The sequence below is a fragment of the Pseudooceanicola endophyticus genome, from assembly GCF_018760365.1.
GTDB lineage: Bacteria > Pseudomonadota > Alphaproteobacteria > Rhodobacterales > Rhodobacteraceae > Pseudooceanicola > Pseudooceanicola endophyticus.
This window is the reverse complement of record NZ_JAHIAB010000002.1, coordinates 224,496-241,960: the sequence shown is the minus strand read 5'-3', so window position 1 is coordinate 241,960 and position 17,465 is coordinate 224,496. Positions and strand designations below refer to the sequence as shown.

The 17,465-nt window shown below is 66.9% G+C and carries 17 protein-coding genes; 11 read left to right on the top strand and 6 right to left on the bottom strand.

The window, feature by feature from the left end:
• Positions 1–27: 27 nt before the first annotated feature.
• Positions 28–1,329, bottom strand: a complete 1,302-nt coding sequence (locus KM176_RS04695; RefSeq protein ID WP_160891063.1) for an MFS transporter — start codon at positions 1,327–1,329, stop codon at positions 28–30.
• Positions 1,330–1,622: 293 nt separating this feature from the next.
• On the opposite strand from KM176_RS04695, the gene ppk2 reads away from it, so the two are divergent.
• From ppk2 to KM176_RS04660, 7 genes are all read left to right on the top strand, one after another.
• Positions 1,623–2,555 (top strand): polyphosphate kinase 2, encoded by a 933-nt coding sequence (gene ppk2 / locus KM176_RS04690; RefSeq protein ID WP_160891282.1) that lies wholly within the window; start codon positions 1,623–1,625, stop codon positions 2,553–2,555.
• Between the two features lie 207 nt (positions 2,556–2,762).
• Positions 2,763–3,200 carry a tellurite resistance TerB family protein gene (locus tag KM176_RS04685; RefSeq protein ID WP_160891064.1) on the top strand — a complete coding sequence of 146 codons (438 nt, stop codon included), beginning with the start codon at positions 2,763–2,765 and terminating at the stop codon, positions 3,198–3,200.
• Positions 3,201–3,321: 121 nt separating this feature from the next.
• On the top strand, positions 3,322–4,101 hold the full coding sequence (locus KM176_RS04680; protein WP_160891065.1) for an ABC transporter ATP-binding protein: 780 nt from the start codon (positions 3,322–3,324) through the stop codon (positions 4,099–4,101).
• A 158-nt stretch (positions 4,102–4,259) separates the two neighbouring features.
• Positions 4,260–4,979 carry a transporter substrate-binding domain-containing protein gene (locus tag KM176_RS04675; RefSeq protein ID WP_160891066.1) on the top strand — a complete coding sequence of 240 codons (720 nt, stop codon included), beginning with the start codon at positions 4,260–4,262 and terminating at the stop codon, positions 4,977–4,979.
• Positions 4,980–5,110: 131 nt separating this feature from the next.
• The gene (locus KM176_RS04670; RefSeq protein WP_160891067.1) at positions 5,111–5,986 is read left to right on the top strand and encodes an ABC transporter permease; all 876 of its coding nucleotides are present in this window, start codon (positions 5,111–5,113) and stop codon (positions 5,984–5,986) included.
• Positions 5,983–6,831 carry an ABC transporter permease gene (locus tag KM176_RS04665; protein WP_160891068.1) on the top strand — a complete coding sequence of 283 codons (849 nt, stop codon included), beginning with the start codon at positions 5,983–5,985 and terminating at the stop codon, positions 6,829–6,831. The genes KM176_RS04670 and KM176_RS04665 overlap by 4 nt, the downstream gene beginning before the upstream one ends.
• A 174-nt stretch (positions 6,832–7,005) precedes the next feature.
• Positions 7,006–8,322 (top strand): glutamine synthetase family protein, encoded by a 1,317-nt coding sequence (locus tag KM176_RS04660; RefSeq protein ID WP_160891069.1) that lies wholly within the window; start codon positions 7,006–7,008, stop codon positions 8,320–8,322.
• Here KM176_RS04660 and KM176_RS04655 read toward each other — a convergent pair.
• Positions 8,237–9,139 (bottom strand): hypothetical protein, encoded by a 903-nt coding sequence (locus KM176_RS04655; protein ID WP_215558762.1) that lies wholly within the window; start codon positions 9,137–9,139, stop codon positions 8,237–8,239. The genes KM176_RS04660 and KM176_RS04655 overlap by 86 nt on opposite strands.
• 18 nt (positions 9,140–9,157) lie before the next feature.
• On the bottom strand, positions 9,158–9,373 hold the full coding sequence (locus KM176_RS04650; RefSeq protein WP_160895440.1) for a hypothetical protein: 216 nt from the start codon (positions 9,371–9,373) through the stop codon (positions 9,158–9,160).
• Between the two features lie 262 nt (positions 9,374–9,635).
• Here KM176_RS04650 and KM176_RS04645 point away from each other — a divergent pair, with 262 nt between their 5' ends.
• From KM176_RS04645 to KM176_RS04635, 3 genes are all read left to right on the top strand, one after another.
• A complete protein-coding gene (locus KM176_RS04645) occupies positions 9,636–10,316 on the top strand; it encodes a type 1 glutamine amidotransferase (RefSeq protein WP_160895439.1) in 681 nt (226 codons plus the stop codon).
• Positions 10,313–11,677, top strand: a complete 1,365-nt coding sequence (locus KM176_RS04640; protein WP_160895438.1) for a glutamine synthetase family protein — start codon at positions 10,313–10,315, stop codon at positions 11,675–11,677. The genes KM176_RS04645 and KM176_RS04640 overlap by 4 nt, the downstream gene beginning before the upstream one ends.
• 73 nt (positions 11,678–11,750) lie before the next feature.
• A complete protein-coding gene (locus tag KM176_RS04635) occupies positions 11,751–13,055 on the top strand; it encodes an NAD(P)/FAD-dependent oxidoreductase (protein ID WP_160895437.1) in 1,305 nt (434 codons plus the stop codon).
• A 131-nt stretch (positions 13,056–13,186) separates the two neighbouring features.
• On the opposite strand, the gene KM176_RS04630 is transcribed toward KM176_RS04635, so the two are convergent.
• Complete coding sequence (locus KM176_RS04630) at positions 13,187–14,029, bottom strand: BKACE family enzyme (RefSeq protein ID WP_160895436.1); 843 nt, start codon at positions 14,027–14,029, stop codon at positions 13,187–13,189.
• 151 nt (positions 14,030–14,180) lie between these two features.
• Between KM176_RS04630 and KM176_RS04625 the strand changes: the two genes are divergently transcribed.
• A complete protein-coding gene (locus KM176_RS04625) occupies positions 14,181–15,401 on the top strand; it encodes a DegT/DnrJ/EryC1/StrS family aminotransferase (RefSeq protein WP_160895435.1) in 1,221 nt (406 codons plus the stop codon).
• Positions 15,402–15,465: 64 nt separating this feature from the next.
• On the opposite strand, the gene KM176_RS04620 is transcribed toward KM176_RS04625, so the two are convergent.
• Together KM176_RS04620 and KM176_RS04615 are read right to left on the bottom strand one after the other, a co-directional pair.
• Positions 15,466–16,377: a dioxygenase family protein gene (locus tag KM176_RS04620; protein ID WP_160895434.1), complete on the bottom strand. Its 912-nt coding sequence runs from the start codon at positions 16,375–16,377 to the stop codon at positions 15,466–15,468.
• 101 nt (positions 16,378–16,478) lie between these two features.
• Positions 16,479–17,426: an isopenicillin N synthase family dioxygenase gene (locus KM176_RS04615; protein WP_160895433.1), complete on the bottom strand. Its 948-nt coding sequence runs from the start codon at positions 17,424–17,426 to the stop codon at positions 16,479–16,481.
• Between the last annotated feature and the right edge of the window lie 39 nt (positions 17,427–17,465).

The window sequence follows — 17,465 nt, the reverse complement described above, 5'->3', positions numbered from 1 at the left end:
TTGCCATGTTCGCGGAAGCGGAAAGCTTCAGATCTTGTTGCGGCCCATCGCCAGGATGCAGACGAAGGTGATCGCCGCCGCCACCAGCATGTAGTAGCCCACGTAGGTCATGCCGTAGTTGGCCTGCAGCCACTTCGCGATGAAGGGTGCGAAGGACGCCCCGACGATGCCCGCGAAGTTGAACGCCAGCGAGGAGCCGGTGTAGCGCACCTCGGTCGGGAAGGGTGCCGCCAGGGCGGCACCGATGATGCCGTAGGTGATGCCCATCAGCGCCATGCCGATCGTCACGAAGATGTAGACACCGGTGGCCCCCATGGCCGGATCCAGAAGCGGGCCCAGGGCGAAGGAGAAGACGCCGATGAGGAAGGTCACGCCGGCCAGCACGGTGTAGCGGGTCATGCGGTCGGCCAGCTTGCCGGCGATCGGAATGAAGATGCCAAAGACCACGGCACCCCAGAGCTGGATGTGCAGCGCTTGCGGCAGGGTCATCTTCAGCGTCCCGACGTTGTAGGACAGCAGGTAGGCGGTGCCGATGTAGAACAGCACGAAGGTCGCCAGGGCCACGAAGGTGCCGAGGAAGAGCGACATCTTGTGGGCGCGGAACACTTCGACGAAGGGCACCTTGACGCGCTCTTCCTTGTCGATGGCCTTCTGGAAGGCCGGGGTTTCCGCCAGCGACAGGCGCACCCACAGACCGATCACGATCAGGATGGTCGAGGCCAGGAAGGGCACGCGCCAGCCCCAGGCCAGCATGTCCTCGCGGCTCATGAAGCCCAGCATCACGGCAAAGAGCCCCGAGCTCAGGAACAGGCCCACCGGGGCGCCCAGCTGCGGGAACATGCCGTACCAGGATTTCTTGCCCTCGGGGGCGTTCTCGGTCGCGATCAGCACCGCACCGCCCCATTCGCCGCCCAGGCCGAAGCCCTGGCCGAAGCGGCACAGTGCCAGCAGCGCGGGCGCGATGATGCCGATGGAATCATAGGTCGGCAGCAGGCCGATGATCACCGTCGAGGCGCCCATGGTCACCAGGGCTGCCACCAGCGTCGTCTTGCGGCCGACACGGTCGCCGAAATGGCCGAAGACCAGCGCGCCGAAGGGGCGGGCAAAGAAGGCGACCGAGAAGGTCGCGAAGCTCGCCAGCAGCGCGGTGGTGGCGTCTTCGCCGGAGAAGAAGAGGTGCGGGAAGATCAGCACCGCTGCCGTAGCGTAGACGTAGAAGTCGAAAAATTCGATGGTCGTGCCGATGAGGCTCGCCAGAAGCACGCGCGACGGCTTGTTGAGCGGGCCAGCGCCCGCAGCCGCCGGCGCAGAGGAAGTTGCGTCAGTCATGTCATCCGTCCGGTTCTTGGTATCAGGTCACGGCGCGCTCACCTCGCGTCGGACCAAGGTTTCGGCGGCGTAACGCAACAATCCTGCGTCCGAAAGCCATTTCCGGAAATTTTAGGTGACTGCATATCGGAAATGCAAAAAACGCATACCTTACGTGCCCGGATAATGACCATGCTTTGCTGCACATTCCTGTCACATTGCAATGCGATAAGCGGATAACTGCCCCCCGCCGCCCGGCGATGGGCTTGTCTTTAGCGCCCCCCGCCCAGGGCGCCGATCAGCCCGAGGACCCCATGGCCGACGACATCTTCCCCCGCACCACGCTCCAAGAGGCCGAGGACTGGCTGGAAGCGGAACTGCGCGACACGCTCGACGAGGATTACGAGATCGAGCTCGAGGATGCCGTGCTGTCGATGAAGATCCGGGAGATCTACAACAAGGCCCATGGCCCCACCCTGCCGGGCCCGGACTATTTCCGCGCCCTGCTGCATCTCCAGGCCGAGCTCATCCGCCTGCAGGACTGGGTGGTGCACAACAACGAAAAGGTCGTGGTGATCTTCGAGGGCCGCGACAGCGCCGGCAAGGGCGGCGTGATCAAGCGCATCACCCAGCGGCTGAACCCGCGCGTGGTGCGCACCGTCGCCCTGCCCGCCCCGACCGAGCGCGAGAAATCGCAATGGTACTTCCAGCGCTACGTCCCGCATCTGCCGGCCGGCGGAGAGATCGTGCTCTTCGACCGCTCCTGGTACAACCGCGCCGGGGTGGAACGGGTGATGGGCTTCGCGACGGATGCCCAGGTCACGGAATTCTTCGACGACGTGCCGGAATTCGAACGCATGCTGGTGCGCTCGGGCATCCGGCTGGTGAAATACTGGTTCTCGATCACCGACGAGGAACAGCAGATGCGCTTCCTGATGCGCATCCACGATCCGCTGAAACAGTGGAAGCTCTCGCCCATGGACCTGCAGTCCCGGGTCCGATGGGAAGCCTATACCAAGGCCAAAGAAGAGATGTTCGAACATACCAACATCCCCGAAGCGCCCTGGTACATCGTCACCGGCAACGACAAGAAGCGCGCGCGGCTCAACTGCATCGACCACCTGCTCTCCCTGCTTCCCTACACGGATGTCGAGCACGAGGAGATCTCGCTGCCGGACCGCGTCTACAATTCCAGTTACGAACGCGCCGTTCTGCCGCCCGAGCTTTACGTGCCCTCGAAATACTGACCGGCTCTCCTCATCTGGCCGGAAATATCCCGGGGGAGGTGCGCAGCACCGGGGGCAGAGCCCCCTTCGCCGTGGCAGGGGGCTCTGCCCCCGTCTCCTGCGGAGACTCCCCCGCCATATTTGTGGAAAGATGAAAGGACAGGGGCATGCGCGCTCTTCACGCGCTTGCACATTGGCGCCGGTCGCGGGGCACACTATACTAGAGGAATGTTCGGAGACTTCCTCACCCGCCTGATCTCGCCCGGGCCCGCGCCGCTCGATGACGGGGATGCGCGCCTCGCGCTGACCGCCCTTCTCGTCCGGGTCGCGCGCTCGGACGGCGATTACGATGCCGCGGAACGCGGAATGATCGCCCGTATCGCCGGCAGGCGTTACGGCCTTTCGCCCTTCGAGGCGCAGCGACTGCTGAAGGATGCCGAAACGCTGGAAGGCCAGGCCCCCGATACCGTGCGATTCACCCGCGCCATCAAGGACGCCGTGCCCTACGAGGACCGCCGCTCCGTGCTGGAGGCACTCTGGGCCGTGGTCCTGGCCGACGGCCAGCGCGACCCGGAGGAGGACGCGCTGCTGCGCCTCGTTGCTTCCCTGCTGGGAATCACCGACCAGGACAGCGCCCGGGCGCGCCAGAAGGCCGAACGCGCCTGAGCGCCCGCGGCGGCGGCACGGCCCTCCGGACAGCGTGACGCGGCGTCCCTCACCCGCAGCCGATGGTTGATTTCCGACCGCTTTCGCGTCCTACTTCGCCAAAGCCGCCGAAAGGACCCGCATGAACAGCCACCAGCCCCCCGTCATCGAGATCCGCGACCTGCACAAGTCCTATGGCGAGCTGGAGGTGCTCAAGGGTGTCTCTCTGACCGCGCATCGGGGCGATGTCATCTCGCTCATCGGCTCTTCCGGCTCGGGCAAGTCGACGCTGCTGCGCTGCGCCAACCTGCTGGAGGACAGCCAGTCCGGAGAGATCCTCTTCAAGGGCGAGGCGGTGCACTGGAAGGGCCACGCCCTGCACCGTCGTCCGGGCGATGCCCGTCAGGTGCTGCGGATCCGCACCAACCTGTCGATGGTGTTCCAGCAGTTCAACCTCTGGGCCCACATGTCGATCCTGCAGAACGTCATGGAAGCGCCAATGACCGTCCTCGGCAAATCCCGCGAGGAGATCGAGCCGAAGGCGCGTGCATACCTGGACAAGGTCGGCATCGGCGACAAGGCCGATGCCTGGCCCGCCCAACTCTCGGGCGGGCAGCAGCAGCGCGCCGCCATTGCCCGCGCCCTTGCGATGGAACCCGAAGCCCTGCTCTTCGACGAACCGACCTCGGCCCTCGATCCGGAGCTGGAGCAGGAGGTGGTCAAGGTCATCAAGGCGCTCGCCGCCGAGGGGCGCACCATGATCATCGTCACCCATGACATGCGCATGGCCCATGACGTCTCCGATCACGTGGTCTTCCTGCACCAGGGCCGGATCGAAGAGCAGGGCCCGCCCGAGGAACTCTTCGGCAATCCGCAAAGCGACCGCCTGCGCGGCTTCCTCTCGGCCACCACCCCGGCCTGAGGCGCCCGGGCGCGCGGCATGACGTGACGTGAAAGGCCGAAATCGTCCAAAGCGTCAAGAATCCGCTTGTCAACTCGGGCGCGAGTGGGAACCCTTCCCCCAGGGCCGCACAGAACGGGCCCGGGGCGCAAATGCCCCGCCATTCAGGGGAGACCACCATGAAGAAGACCATCCTTTCCACCGCGCTCCTGGCGCTGCTGGCCAGCCCCGTCCTGGCCCAGGACGTGGTGCGCATGGGAACCGAGGGCGCCTACCCTCCCTACAACTTCATCGACGACAACGGCCAGGTCGCCGGCTTCGAGCGCGATCTCGGCGATGAGCTGTGCAAGCGCGCCGCGCTGACCTGCGAATGGGTCACCAACGACTGGGATTCGATCATCCCGAACCTGGTCTCGGGCAACTACGACACCATCATGGCCGGCATGTCGATCACCGACGAGCGCAAGGAAGTCATCGACTTCACCCAGGATTACTACCCGCCAACCGAGTCGATCTACATCGCCCCCGAGGACGGCGTGGACCTTAAAACCGGCGTGATCGCCGCCCAGACCGGCACCATCCAGGCCGGCTATGTCGCCGAGACCGGCGCCACCCTGCTGGAATTCGCCACCGGCGACGAAACCATCGCCGCCGTCAAGAACGGCGAGGCCGACGCGGTCTTTGCCGACAAGGACTTCCTGCTGCCCTATACCGAAGATGGCAGTCTGAAGGTCGTCGGCGATCCGGTCGCGCTCGGCGGCGGCATCGGCATGGGCCTGCGCAAGTCCGACACCGCGCTGAAGGACAAGTTCGACGCCGCCATCACCGCGATGAAGGAAGACGGTTCGCTGAACACTCTGCTGGTGAAATACTTCGGCAAGGACGTCACCCAGTACTGAACGGCGCGGGCCGCCCGGCGCGGCCCCCTCCATTTTCTTGTTCCAAATACCTCGGGGGAGTCGCGCCGCAGGCGTGACGGGGGCAGCGCCCCCTCCCTCGTCCAAGGCCCACCGCCCGCTTCCGGAGCCCCATGTTCTCCTACTGCGCCGATCCCGCCTCTCTCGACCGCCTGCACTGGTTCGCCTGCTACCTGACGACGGCCAAGCAGATGATGTTCTACCAGAGCTTCCTGGTGGTGATCGTCCTGATGCTGATCACGGCGCCGATCGCGCTGGCCGCCGGCCTCGCCGGGGCGCTGGCCGGGCGCTCGCATGTCCTGCCGCTGCGCTGGATCGGCTGGGCCTATGCCAACATCGTGCGCGGCGTGCCCGACATCGCCTTCTTCCTCTTCGTGCCGATCGCGCTGGATCAGGGGATCGAGTACCTGCGCCTCAAGGTCAAATGCCCCGACTGGACCGAGCCGGTCCGCCAGGGCAATGATTTCGTGGTCTGCGCCGCCGCCAAGATGCCGCTGAACTCCGCCCCGCAATACGTGCATGAACTCTACGGCATCGCGCTGGCCATCGCCGCCTATACCTTCGTCTTCGGCGCCTTCGGGGCCAATGTGCTTTCCGGCGCCATGCGCGCCGTCCCCCATGCCCAGCTCGAAACCGCCGAGGCCTACGGCATGACCCGGGGCCAGATCACCCGCCGGATCCTGCTGCCGCAGATGTGGGTCTATGCCCTGCCAGGCCTGTCGAACCTCTGGATGATCCTGATCAAGGCCACGCCCCTCCTCTTCCTTCTGGGGGTCGAGGACGTGGTCTACTGGGCCCGCGAACTCGGCGGCTCCAAGACCTCGGCCTATACCTATGCCCATCCCGACTGGCGCCTCTGGTACTTCCTCGTGCTTCTGGTCTTCTACCTGCTGCTGACCCGGGTGTCCGAAATCGCCTTCGCGCGCCTGTCGCGCCGCCTGTCGCGCGGCCAGGCCACCGCCGCCGGCATGAAGGAGGCCCGCGCATGAGCCTCGCGACCTGCCTCGATGTCGTCCAGCATTACGGGCTGCGCTCCATCGGCCTCGGAGACCGGCTGCTGCCGCGCAATGATTTCACCCTCTGCGACCAGGTGGTGCTGATCGGCTCGGGGATGATCTGGAACCTCTACTTCGGCCTGCTGGCGCTGTTCTTCGGCTTCTTCAGCGCGATCTCCGTGGCGCTGGCCCGCAACAGCCACAGGCGCCTGCTGCGCAAGCCCGCCGACTGGTTCGTCTTCATCTTCCGCGGCTCACCGCTCTTCATCCAGTTCTTCCTGTTCTACGAGCTCTTCACCCTGATCCCCCGCGACGGCATCAGCATCGCCCTGCCCGGGCTCAGCTTCACCCTCGACGGCTCCTGGCTGTCGCGCGCCTGGGCGGGCGCGCTGGTAACGCTCTGGCTCAACACCACGGCCTATGCCGCCGAGATATTCCACGGAGCGCTGCGCTCTATCCCCAAGGGAGATCTTGAAGCCGCCGATGCCTATGGCTTCTCGGGCTGGAAGAAGTTCCGCCGCATCACCTACCCGACCATGCTGCGCCTGGCCTGGCCCGCCTATACCAACGAGGCGATCTTCCTGTTCCATGCCACGACCCTGGTCTACTTCTCCTCCTTCCCGGCGCGCCAGCAGAAGGGCGATGCGCTCTATTACGCCAGCTATTTCGCCCAGAAGACCTTCAACCCCTTCGTGCCCTACCCGATCCTGGCCTGTTACTTCATCGCGCTCACGATGTGCGTGGTACTGGTCTACGGGCTGATCTACCGGCGACTGAACCGGCACCTGCCCTCCAACAGCAAGCGCCGCCTGCGGATCCGGCCCCAGCTGGTCCGCTGAGGCGCCGGCGGCCAGGCTGCGGCGGTCGCAATTTAATCAAACCCTGTCATGTTTCGGCACACCCCCTCAGAAAGGGGGTTTCCGAAGGCATTTCTTTGGCGCATGATGCAGAAATAATTTGATCATATTTTGCCGGAGACGCCCGGCAAACCTGAGGACCCACAAGAGGACCCAATGCAAACCGACCAGTTCCGGACCTTCCGCGTGGCCGCCAGCGATCTCAACGGCCAGATGCGCGGCAAGCGTATTCCGCTCGCCACCTACGACAAGCTTCACGCGGAAGGCACCCGGATGCCGCTCTCGGTGCTCAATGTCGACATCTGGGGCGCCGATATCGAGGACAGCCCGCTGGTCTTCGAATCCGGCGACGAGGACGGTATCCTGAAACCCACCGAACATGGCCCCGTGCCGATGCCCTGGCTCGACAGCCCCTCGGCGCTGGTGCCGATGTGGATGTTCCGCGACGACGGCACCCCTTTCGCCGGCGATCCGCGCCACGCACTGCGCCGGGTGCTGGACCGCTACGCAGAACGCGGCTGGACGGTGCAGGCGGCGGTCGAGATGGAATTCTACCTGGTCGATGACACCGGTCACCAGCTGGCCGCGCCGCAGAACCCGATCTCGGGGCGGCCGGTCTTCGGCAATGCGATCCTCTCGATCCGCCAGCTCGATGCCTTCGACAGCTTCCTGACCGCGCTCTACGACGCCTGCGACGCCATGGACATTCCCGCCGACAGCGCCTCCTCCGAGGCGGGCCTCGGCCAGTTCGAGATCAACCTGGCCCACCGCGACGCCATGGCCGCCGCCGATGACGCCTGGCTCTTCAAGGCGCTGGTGCGCGGCATGGCGCGGCGCCATGACATGGCCGCGACCTTCATGGCGAAACCCTTCGCCAATGATGCCGGCAACGGCATGCACGTGCACTTTTCGGTGCTGGACGAGAACGGCAACAACATCTTCGACGATGGCGGCCCGAAAGGCACGCCGCTGCTCAGGAACGCGGTCGCCGGCTGCCTCGCCGGCCTTGCAGGCGGCACGCTGATCTGGGCGCCCCATGGCAACAGCTATGCCCGCTTCACCCCCGGCGCCCATGCCCCGACCGGCAACTGCTGGGCCTACGAGAACCGCACCGCCTCGATCCGCATCCCCTCGGGGCCCGCGAAAGCCCGCCGGATCGAGCACCGCGTCGCCTGTGGCGACATCAACCCCTATCTCGCGCTCTCGGCCATCCTGGGCTCGGCACTGGCCGGGATCGAGGACGGGCTCGAACCGCCCGAGCCGATCACCGGCAATGCCTACGATCAGGACCTGCCCGGCCTGATGCCCGGCTGGCAGGCCGCCATCGACCGCTTCGAGCGCGACCCGCTGATGGCCCGCATCTTCCCGCCCGAGCTGATCCGCAACTTCACCATGACCAAGCGCCAGGAAATCCGCCGCCTGGCCGAGCTTCCCCCGGAAGAACACTGGCTCGTCTACCTGGAAACGGTCTGAACGCTCTCTCATCTGGCCGGAAATATCCCGGGGGGAGGTGCGCAGCACCGGGGGGCAGCGCCCCCCTCGCAGCGGCAGGGGGCTCTGCCCCCGTCTCCTTCGGAGACTCCCCCGACATATTTTTGGAAAGATGAAAGGGACGTGGCGCGCCCGCCTCAACCCTGCCCTGCAACTGCAGCCTGACGAAGAAATCCGCGAAGGTGAGCCTTTGATCGATCCCTGGACAGAAGATGCCCCGCCCGACCAGCCCCGGCGCCTTGCCTCCGGCGCCGGAAATCCGGGGCGCGGGGCGGGTGACAAATGCGACCGAGGGTGGGCTAGGATCGAAGGAAGACTGCCGCTCGCTCGGCCTGACCAGCGCGCTGTCACCCGGGATGCAGGTCTCGCCGAGAGTGATCCCGCAGACCTCCGGCTTCGGCAGGCGCCTCTCGATGCTGTCGGAGAGGAAGGCGCCCGCCGGGCGGGCCACAGCCTGCAGTTCGGCGGCGCCGACAAGCATCTGGCGGCAGGCATCGCGTGGCACCTGCCAAAGCGGCGGATCGCTGTCGTTGAAGATGATCTGCACCGCCGGGATGTCGATGTTGGGGCTGGACCCCTTGCAGCCGGGCGGAACCGTGACCGGGCCGCCGGTTCGGATCAGCATAAGCCTTTCGGCACTGCGCGGCGCGGCCTTCCAGGCCAGTGTGATCCCGATCAGGCCACCGCCGGCGCAGCAGTAGAGCGGTCGGTCGTCGTCGCGCACCGCCTCGGACATGATGGCCCGGGGCGCCAGGCTTTGCGGCAGATCGCCACCAGCGCCGAGCTCCACCTCGGCCACGGCGGGCGCCTTGTCGCCCTAGCCCATGACCGTGAGCAGCGGCTGCACGCGCCCCGCCGCGTTGCCCGCATGGTACCCGGAGGGATCGACCCCGCCCCCCTTCGGGAGATGCGACCCGACGATCAGCGGGATCGCGACCGAGGGCGACATCAGGTGAAGCGCCGTCCGGAACAGGTCGCCCGGATCGCCGGAGAGGTCGTTGTCGATGATCACCCACGCCCTGTCGGGCGTCATCGGTCTCGCAGAGGCTTCGGCCAGCGCCGGCCGTCCCGCCGCACCCAGCCCCACAGAAATCTCGCGGCCCGTGACCATGCCTTCCTTCTGCCCGGGGCCGGTGCCGCACGCCATCCGATGGGACTGACCCCGATACCTGTCCGGCCTCAGGCCTTCAGAAAGCGCAGGCCGACGCAAGCCACCACCGTCCGATCCCGGGCCGCACCCCCTTGCCGCCTCCGCCCCGCTCCCCTACCTTCACTCCGCAAACAATCGGTGTTTCATGAAAATCGGCATCCTGCAGACCGGCTACGCGCCGGAGGACATGCGCGAAACCCTGGGTGATTACCCGACCCTCTTCGCACGGCTTCTGGACGGCAACGGCTTCACCTTCGAGACCTACCCGGTCGTCGACGGCATCTTCCCCGAGGGCCCCGATGCCTGCGATGGCTGGCTGGTGACCGGCTCGCGTCACGGCGCCTACGAGGACCATCCCTGGATCCCCCCGCTCGAGGCCTTCATCCGCGCCATCCGCGATGCCGGCAAGCCCCTGGTGGGCGTCTGCTTCGGCCACCAGATCATCGCCCAGGCGCTTGGGGGCAAGGTCGAGAAATTCCCCGGCGGCTGGTCCGTCGGCTCGAACGTCTACGAGACCGAGGACGGGCTCGCCATCCTCAATGCCTGGCACCAGGATCAGGTGACCGAGCTGCCCCCTGGCGCCCGCGTCGTCGCCTCCTCGCCGTTCTGCGCCAATGCGGCGCTGGCCTATGGCGACCAGATCTACACGGTGCAGGCGCATCCCGAATTCACCTCGGCGGCCATCGCGTCCCTGCTGGGCTCGCGGGCGAAAGGCGTGGTGCCCGATCCGCTGATCGCCGCCGCCACCGCCAAGCTCGAAACTCCCACCACCGCGCAGGCAGAGGCTGCCCGCATGACCGCCCTCTTCAAAGGCAAATCCCAATGAGTGACGACGACTGGACCAGCCAGCTGCCCGAGGCCGCGCAAAGCTACCTCGTGAACCGGCGCCTCGACGAGGTGGAATGCATCATCTCGGATCTGCCGGGGATCGCCCGCGGCAAGGCCGTGCCGGCGACGAAATTCGCCAAGCAGAAGAACTTCCACCTGCCGAACTCGATCTTCTTCCAGACCATCACCGGCGACTGGTCCGATGCCGCCGGCGAGGAGGGCTATACAGAGCCCGACATGATCCTGACGCCCGACTTCACCACCGCCACCGCCGCGCCCTGGACCGGCGACTGGACGCTGCAGGTGATCCACGATGCCTTCGACCGCAAGGGCAAGCCGATCCCCTACAGCCCGCGCAACGTGCTGAAACGGGTCTGCAAGCTGTATGAAGCGCAGGGCTGGCAGCCGGTCGTGGCGCCCGAGATGGAATTCTACCTGGTCGCCCGCAACATCGACCCGGCCAAGCCGATCGAGCCGATGATGGGCCGCTCGGGCCGCCCCGCCGCCGCGCGCCAGGCCTATTCGATGACCGCGGTCGATGAATTCGGCCCCGTCATCGACGACATCTACGACTTTGCCGAAGCCCAGGGCTTTGAAATCGACGGCATCACCCAGGAAGGCGGCGCCGGCCAGCTGGAGATCAACCTGCGCCACGGCGACCCGGTCAAGCTGGCGGACGAGGTCTTCTACTTCAAGCGGATGATCCGCGAGGCCGCGCTGCGCCACGACTGCTTTGCCACCTTCATGGCCAAGCCGATCTCGGACGAGCCCGGCAGCGCCATGCACATCCACCACTCGATCCTCGACATCGAGACCGGCAAGAACATCTTCACCGGCCCGGCGGGTGGCGAGACGGACGCCTTCTACAACTTTATCGGCGGCATGCAGAAGCACCTCCCCGAGGTGATCCCGCTGCTGGCGCCTTACGTGAACTCCTACCGGCGTTACGTGAAGGACCATGCCGCGCCGATCAACCTGGAATGGAGCCGCGACAACCGCACCACCGGCATCCGCATCCCGATCTCCTCGACCGAGGCGCGCCGGATCGAGAACCGCGTCGCCGGGATGGACTGCAACCCCTACCTCGGGATCGCCGCCTCCCTGGCGGCGGGCTACCTGGGCCTGATGAACGAGGAACGCGCCTCCAAGCAGTTCAAGGGCGATGCCTACGAGGGCGACGGCGATTTCCCCCGCACCCTGGGCGAGGCGCTCGACGTGATGGACGAGGCCACCGCCCTGGCCGATGTGCTGGGCCCGGAATTCCTGCGCGTCTACTCGGTGGTCAAACGCACCGAATACGAGGAATTCCTGAACGTGATCTCTCCCTGGGAACGCGAGCACCTGCTGATCAACGTCTGATCCGCGCCCCCTCAGACCCCGCCGCGACCGCCCCTTCCGGGGGCGGCCCTGCGCCGCCTTGCCGGAGGACCGGATGAAACTTCTCTATGCCAATGACCGTCGCGGCGCCTATCCGCAAAGCTGGTACGCCGCCACCGCCCCCGCGCTGGCACCCTTCCCGCGCCTGGAGGGCGCCACCACCGCGGATGTCGCCATCGTCGGCGGCGGCTTCACCGGGCTCTCCGCCGCGCTGCACTGCGCCGAGGCGGGCCTCTCGGTGGTGCTGCTGGAAGCCCAGCGGGTGGGCTTCGGCGCCTCGGGGCGCAATGGCGGGCAGCTCGGCTCGGGCCAGCGCCCCTACCAGGACGAGATCGAGGGCTGGCTGGGCCGCGAGGACGCCCAGAAGCTCTGGACCCTGGCCGAGGATGCCAAGACCCTGGTGAAGGATCTCTGCACCCGCCACGCGATCGACTGCGACCTGAAGCCGGGCGTTGCCTGGATCGGCACCTCCCCGGCCACGGCACGCCACCTGCACCACTATGCGCATCACCTGGAGGACCACTACGGCTACGACCGGATCGCGCATCTGGACAAAGCCGCCGCCCAGGCGCTCTGCCCCTCGCCCGCCTATGACGGCGGCATCCTCGACATGGGGGCGGCGCATCTGCATCCGCTGAAGCTCGCGCTCGGGCTCGCCCGTGCCGCGACCGCCGCCGGGGCCCGCCTCTTCGAAGGCACAGAGGTCCTCTCCCTCACCCCCGGCCAGCCCGCGCTCCTGAAGACCGAAGCCGGAGAGGTCCGTGCCGGCACGGTGATCCTGGCGGGCAACGGCTATCTCACCGGGCTGCACCGCGAACCGGCGCGCCGGGTCATGCCGATCAACAATTTCATCGCCGTGACCGAACCCCTGGGCGAAGATGCCGCCCGGGTGCTGACCCGCGACGTGGCGGTGGCCGACAGCAAATTCGTGGTGAACTACTTCCGCCTGACCCCGGACCGGCGGCTGCTATTCGGGGGCGGCGAAAGCTACGGCTACCGCTTCCCCGCCGACATCGCCGCCAAGGTCCGCAAGCCGATGACCCAGATTTTCCCGCATCTGAAGGATGTGCGGATCGACTACGCCTGGGGCGGCACGCTGGGCATCACCATGAAGCGCGCGCCCTATCTCGCCCGCCTCGGCCCCAACATCCTGACCGCTTCGGGTTATTCGGGCCATGGCGTCGGCACGGCGATCCACGCCGGCCAGCTCATGGCCCTGGCGCTGAAGGGCCAGGCCGAGGGCTTCGACACCATGGCGCGCATGCCCGCCCCCGCCTTCCCCGGCGGCCCGGCCCTGCGCACGCCGCTCCTGGTGCTGGCGATGACCTGGTTCGCGCTGCGCGACCGCATCGGCCACTGACCGGCTCTTTCATCTGGCCGGAAATATCCCGGGGGGAGGTGCGCAGCACCGGGGGGCAGCGCCCCCCTTCCCCCCAAAAAGCAAAAGGGGGCCCGTCCGGCCTCCTTCGCACATCTCCCTCGGGTCCTTCCTCAGGCGTCCGCCGGCATCCGCAGGTTCAGCAGCGCACGCGCCTCCTGCCAGCTTGCCACCGGGCGCTCGTACTTTCCGCACAGATCCACCACCCGCTTGACCAGCGCGGCGTTCGAGGGCGCCAGCGTGGTCTTGTCGAGGCGGATATTGTCCTCCAGCCCGCAGCGCGCATGGCCACCGGTCTCCACCACCCATTCGTTGACCGTCAGCTGGTCGCGGCCGATGCCGGCGGCGCACCACTGGCTGTCGGGCAGCAGCCGCTTCATCGTCGCGCGGTAGTAGTCGAAGACATCACGGTCCACCGGCATGGCGTTCTTCACGCCCATGACGAACTGCACATAGGGGCTCTCGGCCAGGCGGCCATCGGCATACATCTTCGCGGCCTGGTGGATGTGGCTCAGATCGAAGGCCTCGATCTCGGGGCGCACGCCGTAGGTCTTCATCTCCGAGGCCAGCCAGTCCACCAGATCCGGCGGGTTCTCGTAGACGCGGGTCGGGAAGTTGTTCGACCCGACCGAGAGCGAGGCCATGTCGGGCTTCAGCGGCAACATGCCGCCCCGGGTCTGGCCCGCGCCCGAACGCCCGCCGGTCGAGAACTGGATGATCATGCCGGGGCAGTGCTTTTCCAGCCCTTCCTTCAGCAGCGCGAACTTCTCCGGATCCGAAGAGGTCGTCTCGTCATCGTTGCGCACGTGGGCATGCACGATGGAGGCGCCGGCCTCGAAAGCTTCCTGGGTCGACTCCACCTGCTCCGATACGGTGATCGGAACAGCCGGATTGTCACTCTTGCGGGGCAGCGAGCCAGTGATGGCCACGCAGATGATGCAGGGGTCCATTGCCATGACGTAGGGTTGCTCCGGAAAATTGCGCCTGTCAATAATCCAACGCGGGCGGCAGGTTGCCACCCCCGCCCGTCATCAAGATTTCATTTTGCACCCCCCGCCCCATCCTTTAGGTTTCCCGAAAGAGAGTTTCAGGAAAGCCGAAGATACGATGCCTCTGCCTCCGAACGTCTATGACGCCGAGCCCGTCCCCGAAGCCGCCCGCGCCGAGATCGAGCGCCTGCTGCAAAGCGGCGACCTGTTCCGCTACACCGCCCCCGAGAACGCCCCCGTCACCCTGCTGGAAACCGAGTTCGCCGAGAGGATGGGGACGCGCTACGCGCTGGCGGTCTCCTCCTGCTCGGCGGCGCTGTTCCTGTCGCTGAAGGCACTGGACCTGCCGCGCGGTGCCCGGGTCATGATCCCGGGCTTCACCTTCGCTGCCGTCCCCTCCTCCATCGTCCATGCGGACTGCCAGCCGGTGCTTTGCGAGGTCGGCGAAAACTACCGCATCGACCTGGCTGATTTCGAGGCGAAGCTGCCGGGCGTCGAGGCCGTGATCATCAGCCACATGCGCGGCCATACATCGGACATGGATGCGATCATGGCGCTCTGCGACGGCGCCGGGGTCCCGGTGATCGAAGATGCCGCGCATTCCCTGGGCACCACCTGGGCGGGGCGCAACATCGGCACCATCGGCCGGATCGGCTGCTTCTCCTTCCAGAGCTACAAGCTGGTCAACTCCGGCGAGGGCGGGATCCTGATCACCGACGATGCCGATCTGGTCGCCCGCGCCATCATCATGTCCGGCGCCTACGAGCACATGTGGAAAAAGCACAAGGCCCGCCACGGCGAGAATTCCAATGACCTGGTCGAGGCGCTGGAACGCTGGCAGAACCGCCTGCCGCTCTACAACCTGCGGCTCAACAACCTCTCGGCCACCATCGTGCGCGCCCAGCTGCCCGAGGTGCCCCGGCGCGTCCGCGACGGGCGGCGCAACCACGATCTGACCGCCGCGCTGATCTCGGAAAGCCCCTGGATCGCGGTGCCCGAAAAGCTGGGTCCGGAAGAGCGCGCGCCCGACAGCCTGCAATTCAACCTGATGGGCCTCAGCGACGATCAGACCCGCGCCTTCCAGGCCGAGGCCGCCGCGCGTGGCGTCAAGGTGCAGGTCTTCGGCCTTTCCGCCGACAATGCCCGCGCCTTCTGGAACTGGCAGTTCATCAAGGACCTGCCCGAGCTTCCGGCGACCCGCGCCATGCTGATGCGGGCCTGCGACTGCCGCCTGCCCGCCCGCCTGACGCCCGAAGAATGCACCGAGGTCGCCACCGCCCTGACCGCGGCCGCCGCCGCGGTGATGGGCGATGCCCCGATGATCGCCGCCGCCGAATAACCCGGGCCTTCCGCCCGCGCGGAAACGACAACGGCCCCGGAGATGTCCGGGGCCGTTTCGCATCTTACTCGCTGCCGGGTTTCTTCGGCGGCTGCCCACCCGGAGGCGGCGGCATGTCACCCGGCTTGCCCCCCGGGGGCATCCCGCCCGGAGGCGGCGCCATGGAGACCGTGCGGTCGGCCTTGAAATCGACCGGGATCACCACGCTGCCGCGATAGCCTTCGGTGCTGTCGCCGGTCATCACCAGGGTCTGCTGCTCGATCTCGGCATCGGTGTTGTCGCCAAAGACGTTGTCCTGGCTGATCGAATTGGCCTGCAGGTTGGTCAGGCTGTCGCCGTAGCGGTCATCCTTGCTGTAGATCGGCCCGACCACGGATTCCGGAAGGGCGATCTGGGCGGTCAGCTCGGACGCCTCGCCGCTGACGGCCTTCTCGGCGGTCTTGAAGATCTCGAAATGGATATGCGGCCAGCGGCCCGGGTAGCAGCCCGGCACGATGGTGGTGAACTTCACCTTGCCCTCGTCATCGGCCACGGCCAGACCACGCAGCCAGTTGGCATCGGTCACGTCATAGAGCGAATATTCCCCGGTTCCGTCGCAATGCCAGGCGTAGATCGCGTAGCCCGCCAGCGGCGTGCAGCCCTCGGCATCCAGCAGCGTCAGTTCCAGATCCAGCAGCACGCCGTCCACGTCGCCGCTGAAGTCGTCACCGAAGGAAGCGCGCAGATCCTCGCGCAGGATGCCTTCCTGCTTCAGCACGTTGACCACATCGCCCGCGCGGTTGGAGTTGCTGCCATCCGCCGGATAGGGCCCGGCGGTTTCCCAGGGCAGCGCAATGCATTCGGCCGCCGCCGCCAACGTGCCGGAGGCCGAAGCCAACCCGAGGCCGCCAAGCACCGCCAGAAGCCGCCGCCGCCCCAGCATCCGGGGCAGGTCGTGGGCAAGTCCGTGATCGTGGCTGTCGTGATGCTGCGTCATGAAATCTCCTTCCCGGGGGGGCCCGGCGTCACCTCTTTGAATAGACTAACGCAGCCCCCGAAGATTTCCGGCGCCTTTCTGACGCCACGTCACGACATTTCCTAACTGTTCGCAGCCGAGAACTTGGCCATCAGGTAGGGCCCGGAGGTCACGGCGGCTGCTTCCCCGCCCGACAGCGGCGTGATCCGGGCGTGCCAGTTGGGCTGATGGAAGAAGGCCAGCGACATCCGGCGGCGCGTCGCGGCCTCGGGCGGCACAACGACACGATGCAGGGTCGAAACCCAGGCGCCGCCCGTCCAGAGCGTCATCAGATCGCCGATATTGATCACGAAGGCGCCCTCGACCGGCGGCACCGCGCGCCATGTTCCCTCGGGCGTCAGGATCTCCAGCCCGCGCGAGCCCGGCTCGGGCAGCAGGATCGTCAGGGAGCCATAATCCGTATGCGCCCCGGCGCGCTGCTGGCCCACCTCGGGGGCGCGCGCCTGCGCCGGGTAGTTCAGCGCCCGCAACGCCGAGACGGGAGCGTCGATGAAGGGGGCGAAATGGTCCTCTGGCAGGTGCAGCGCCACCGCCATGACCTGCATGATCCGCGCGGCCAGATCCTCCATCGCGGTGTAATAAGCGCTCCAGGCGGCGCGGAAGCCGGGGGTGTCGGGCCAGGGCGTCGGGGCATAGCAGAAGGCCAGCGCCTGGGGATCGGCCTCCCCCTCCGGGGTGCGCAGCGGGCCGCCGTTGAAGCTTTCCTTCAGATCCGGCGGCGTGTCCTCGCCCCGCGATTTCGCCAGCGCCTCGGTGCCGGTGCCAAGATAGCCGTAGGGCTGGCCGGGCCCGGGGCGCAGCGCCTCCTTGGCGGGCTGCGGCTGGTCGAAGAAGGCGGTCAGGCAGGCCCAGAGATCGGCGATCACCTGCTCGGACACGCCATGGTTGCCGACGGCCAGAAAGCCGGTTTCCCGGCAGGTGCGATCCACCTCGGCGCCGATGCGGGCGCGGGTTGCGGGATCACCGGCGGCAAAGGCGGCCAGGTCGAGAACGGGGAAATCGGCGGACATCGGGGGCTCCTGCGGGCTGGTGCCGCAGGCTTTCCCCGT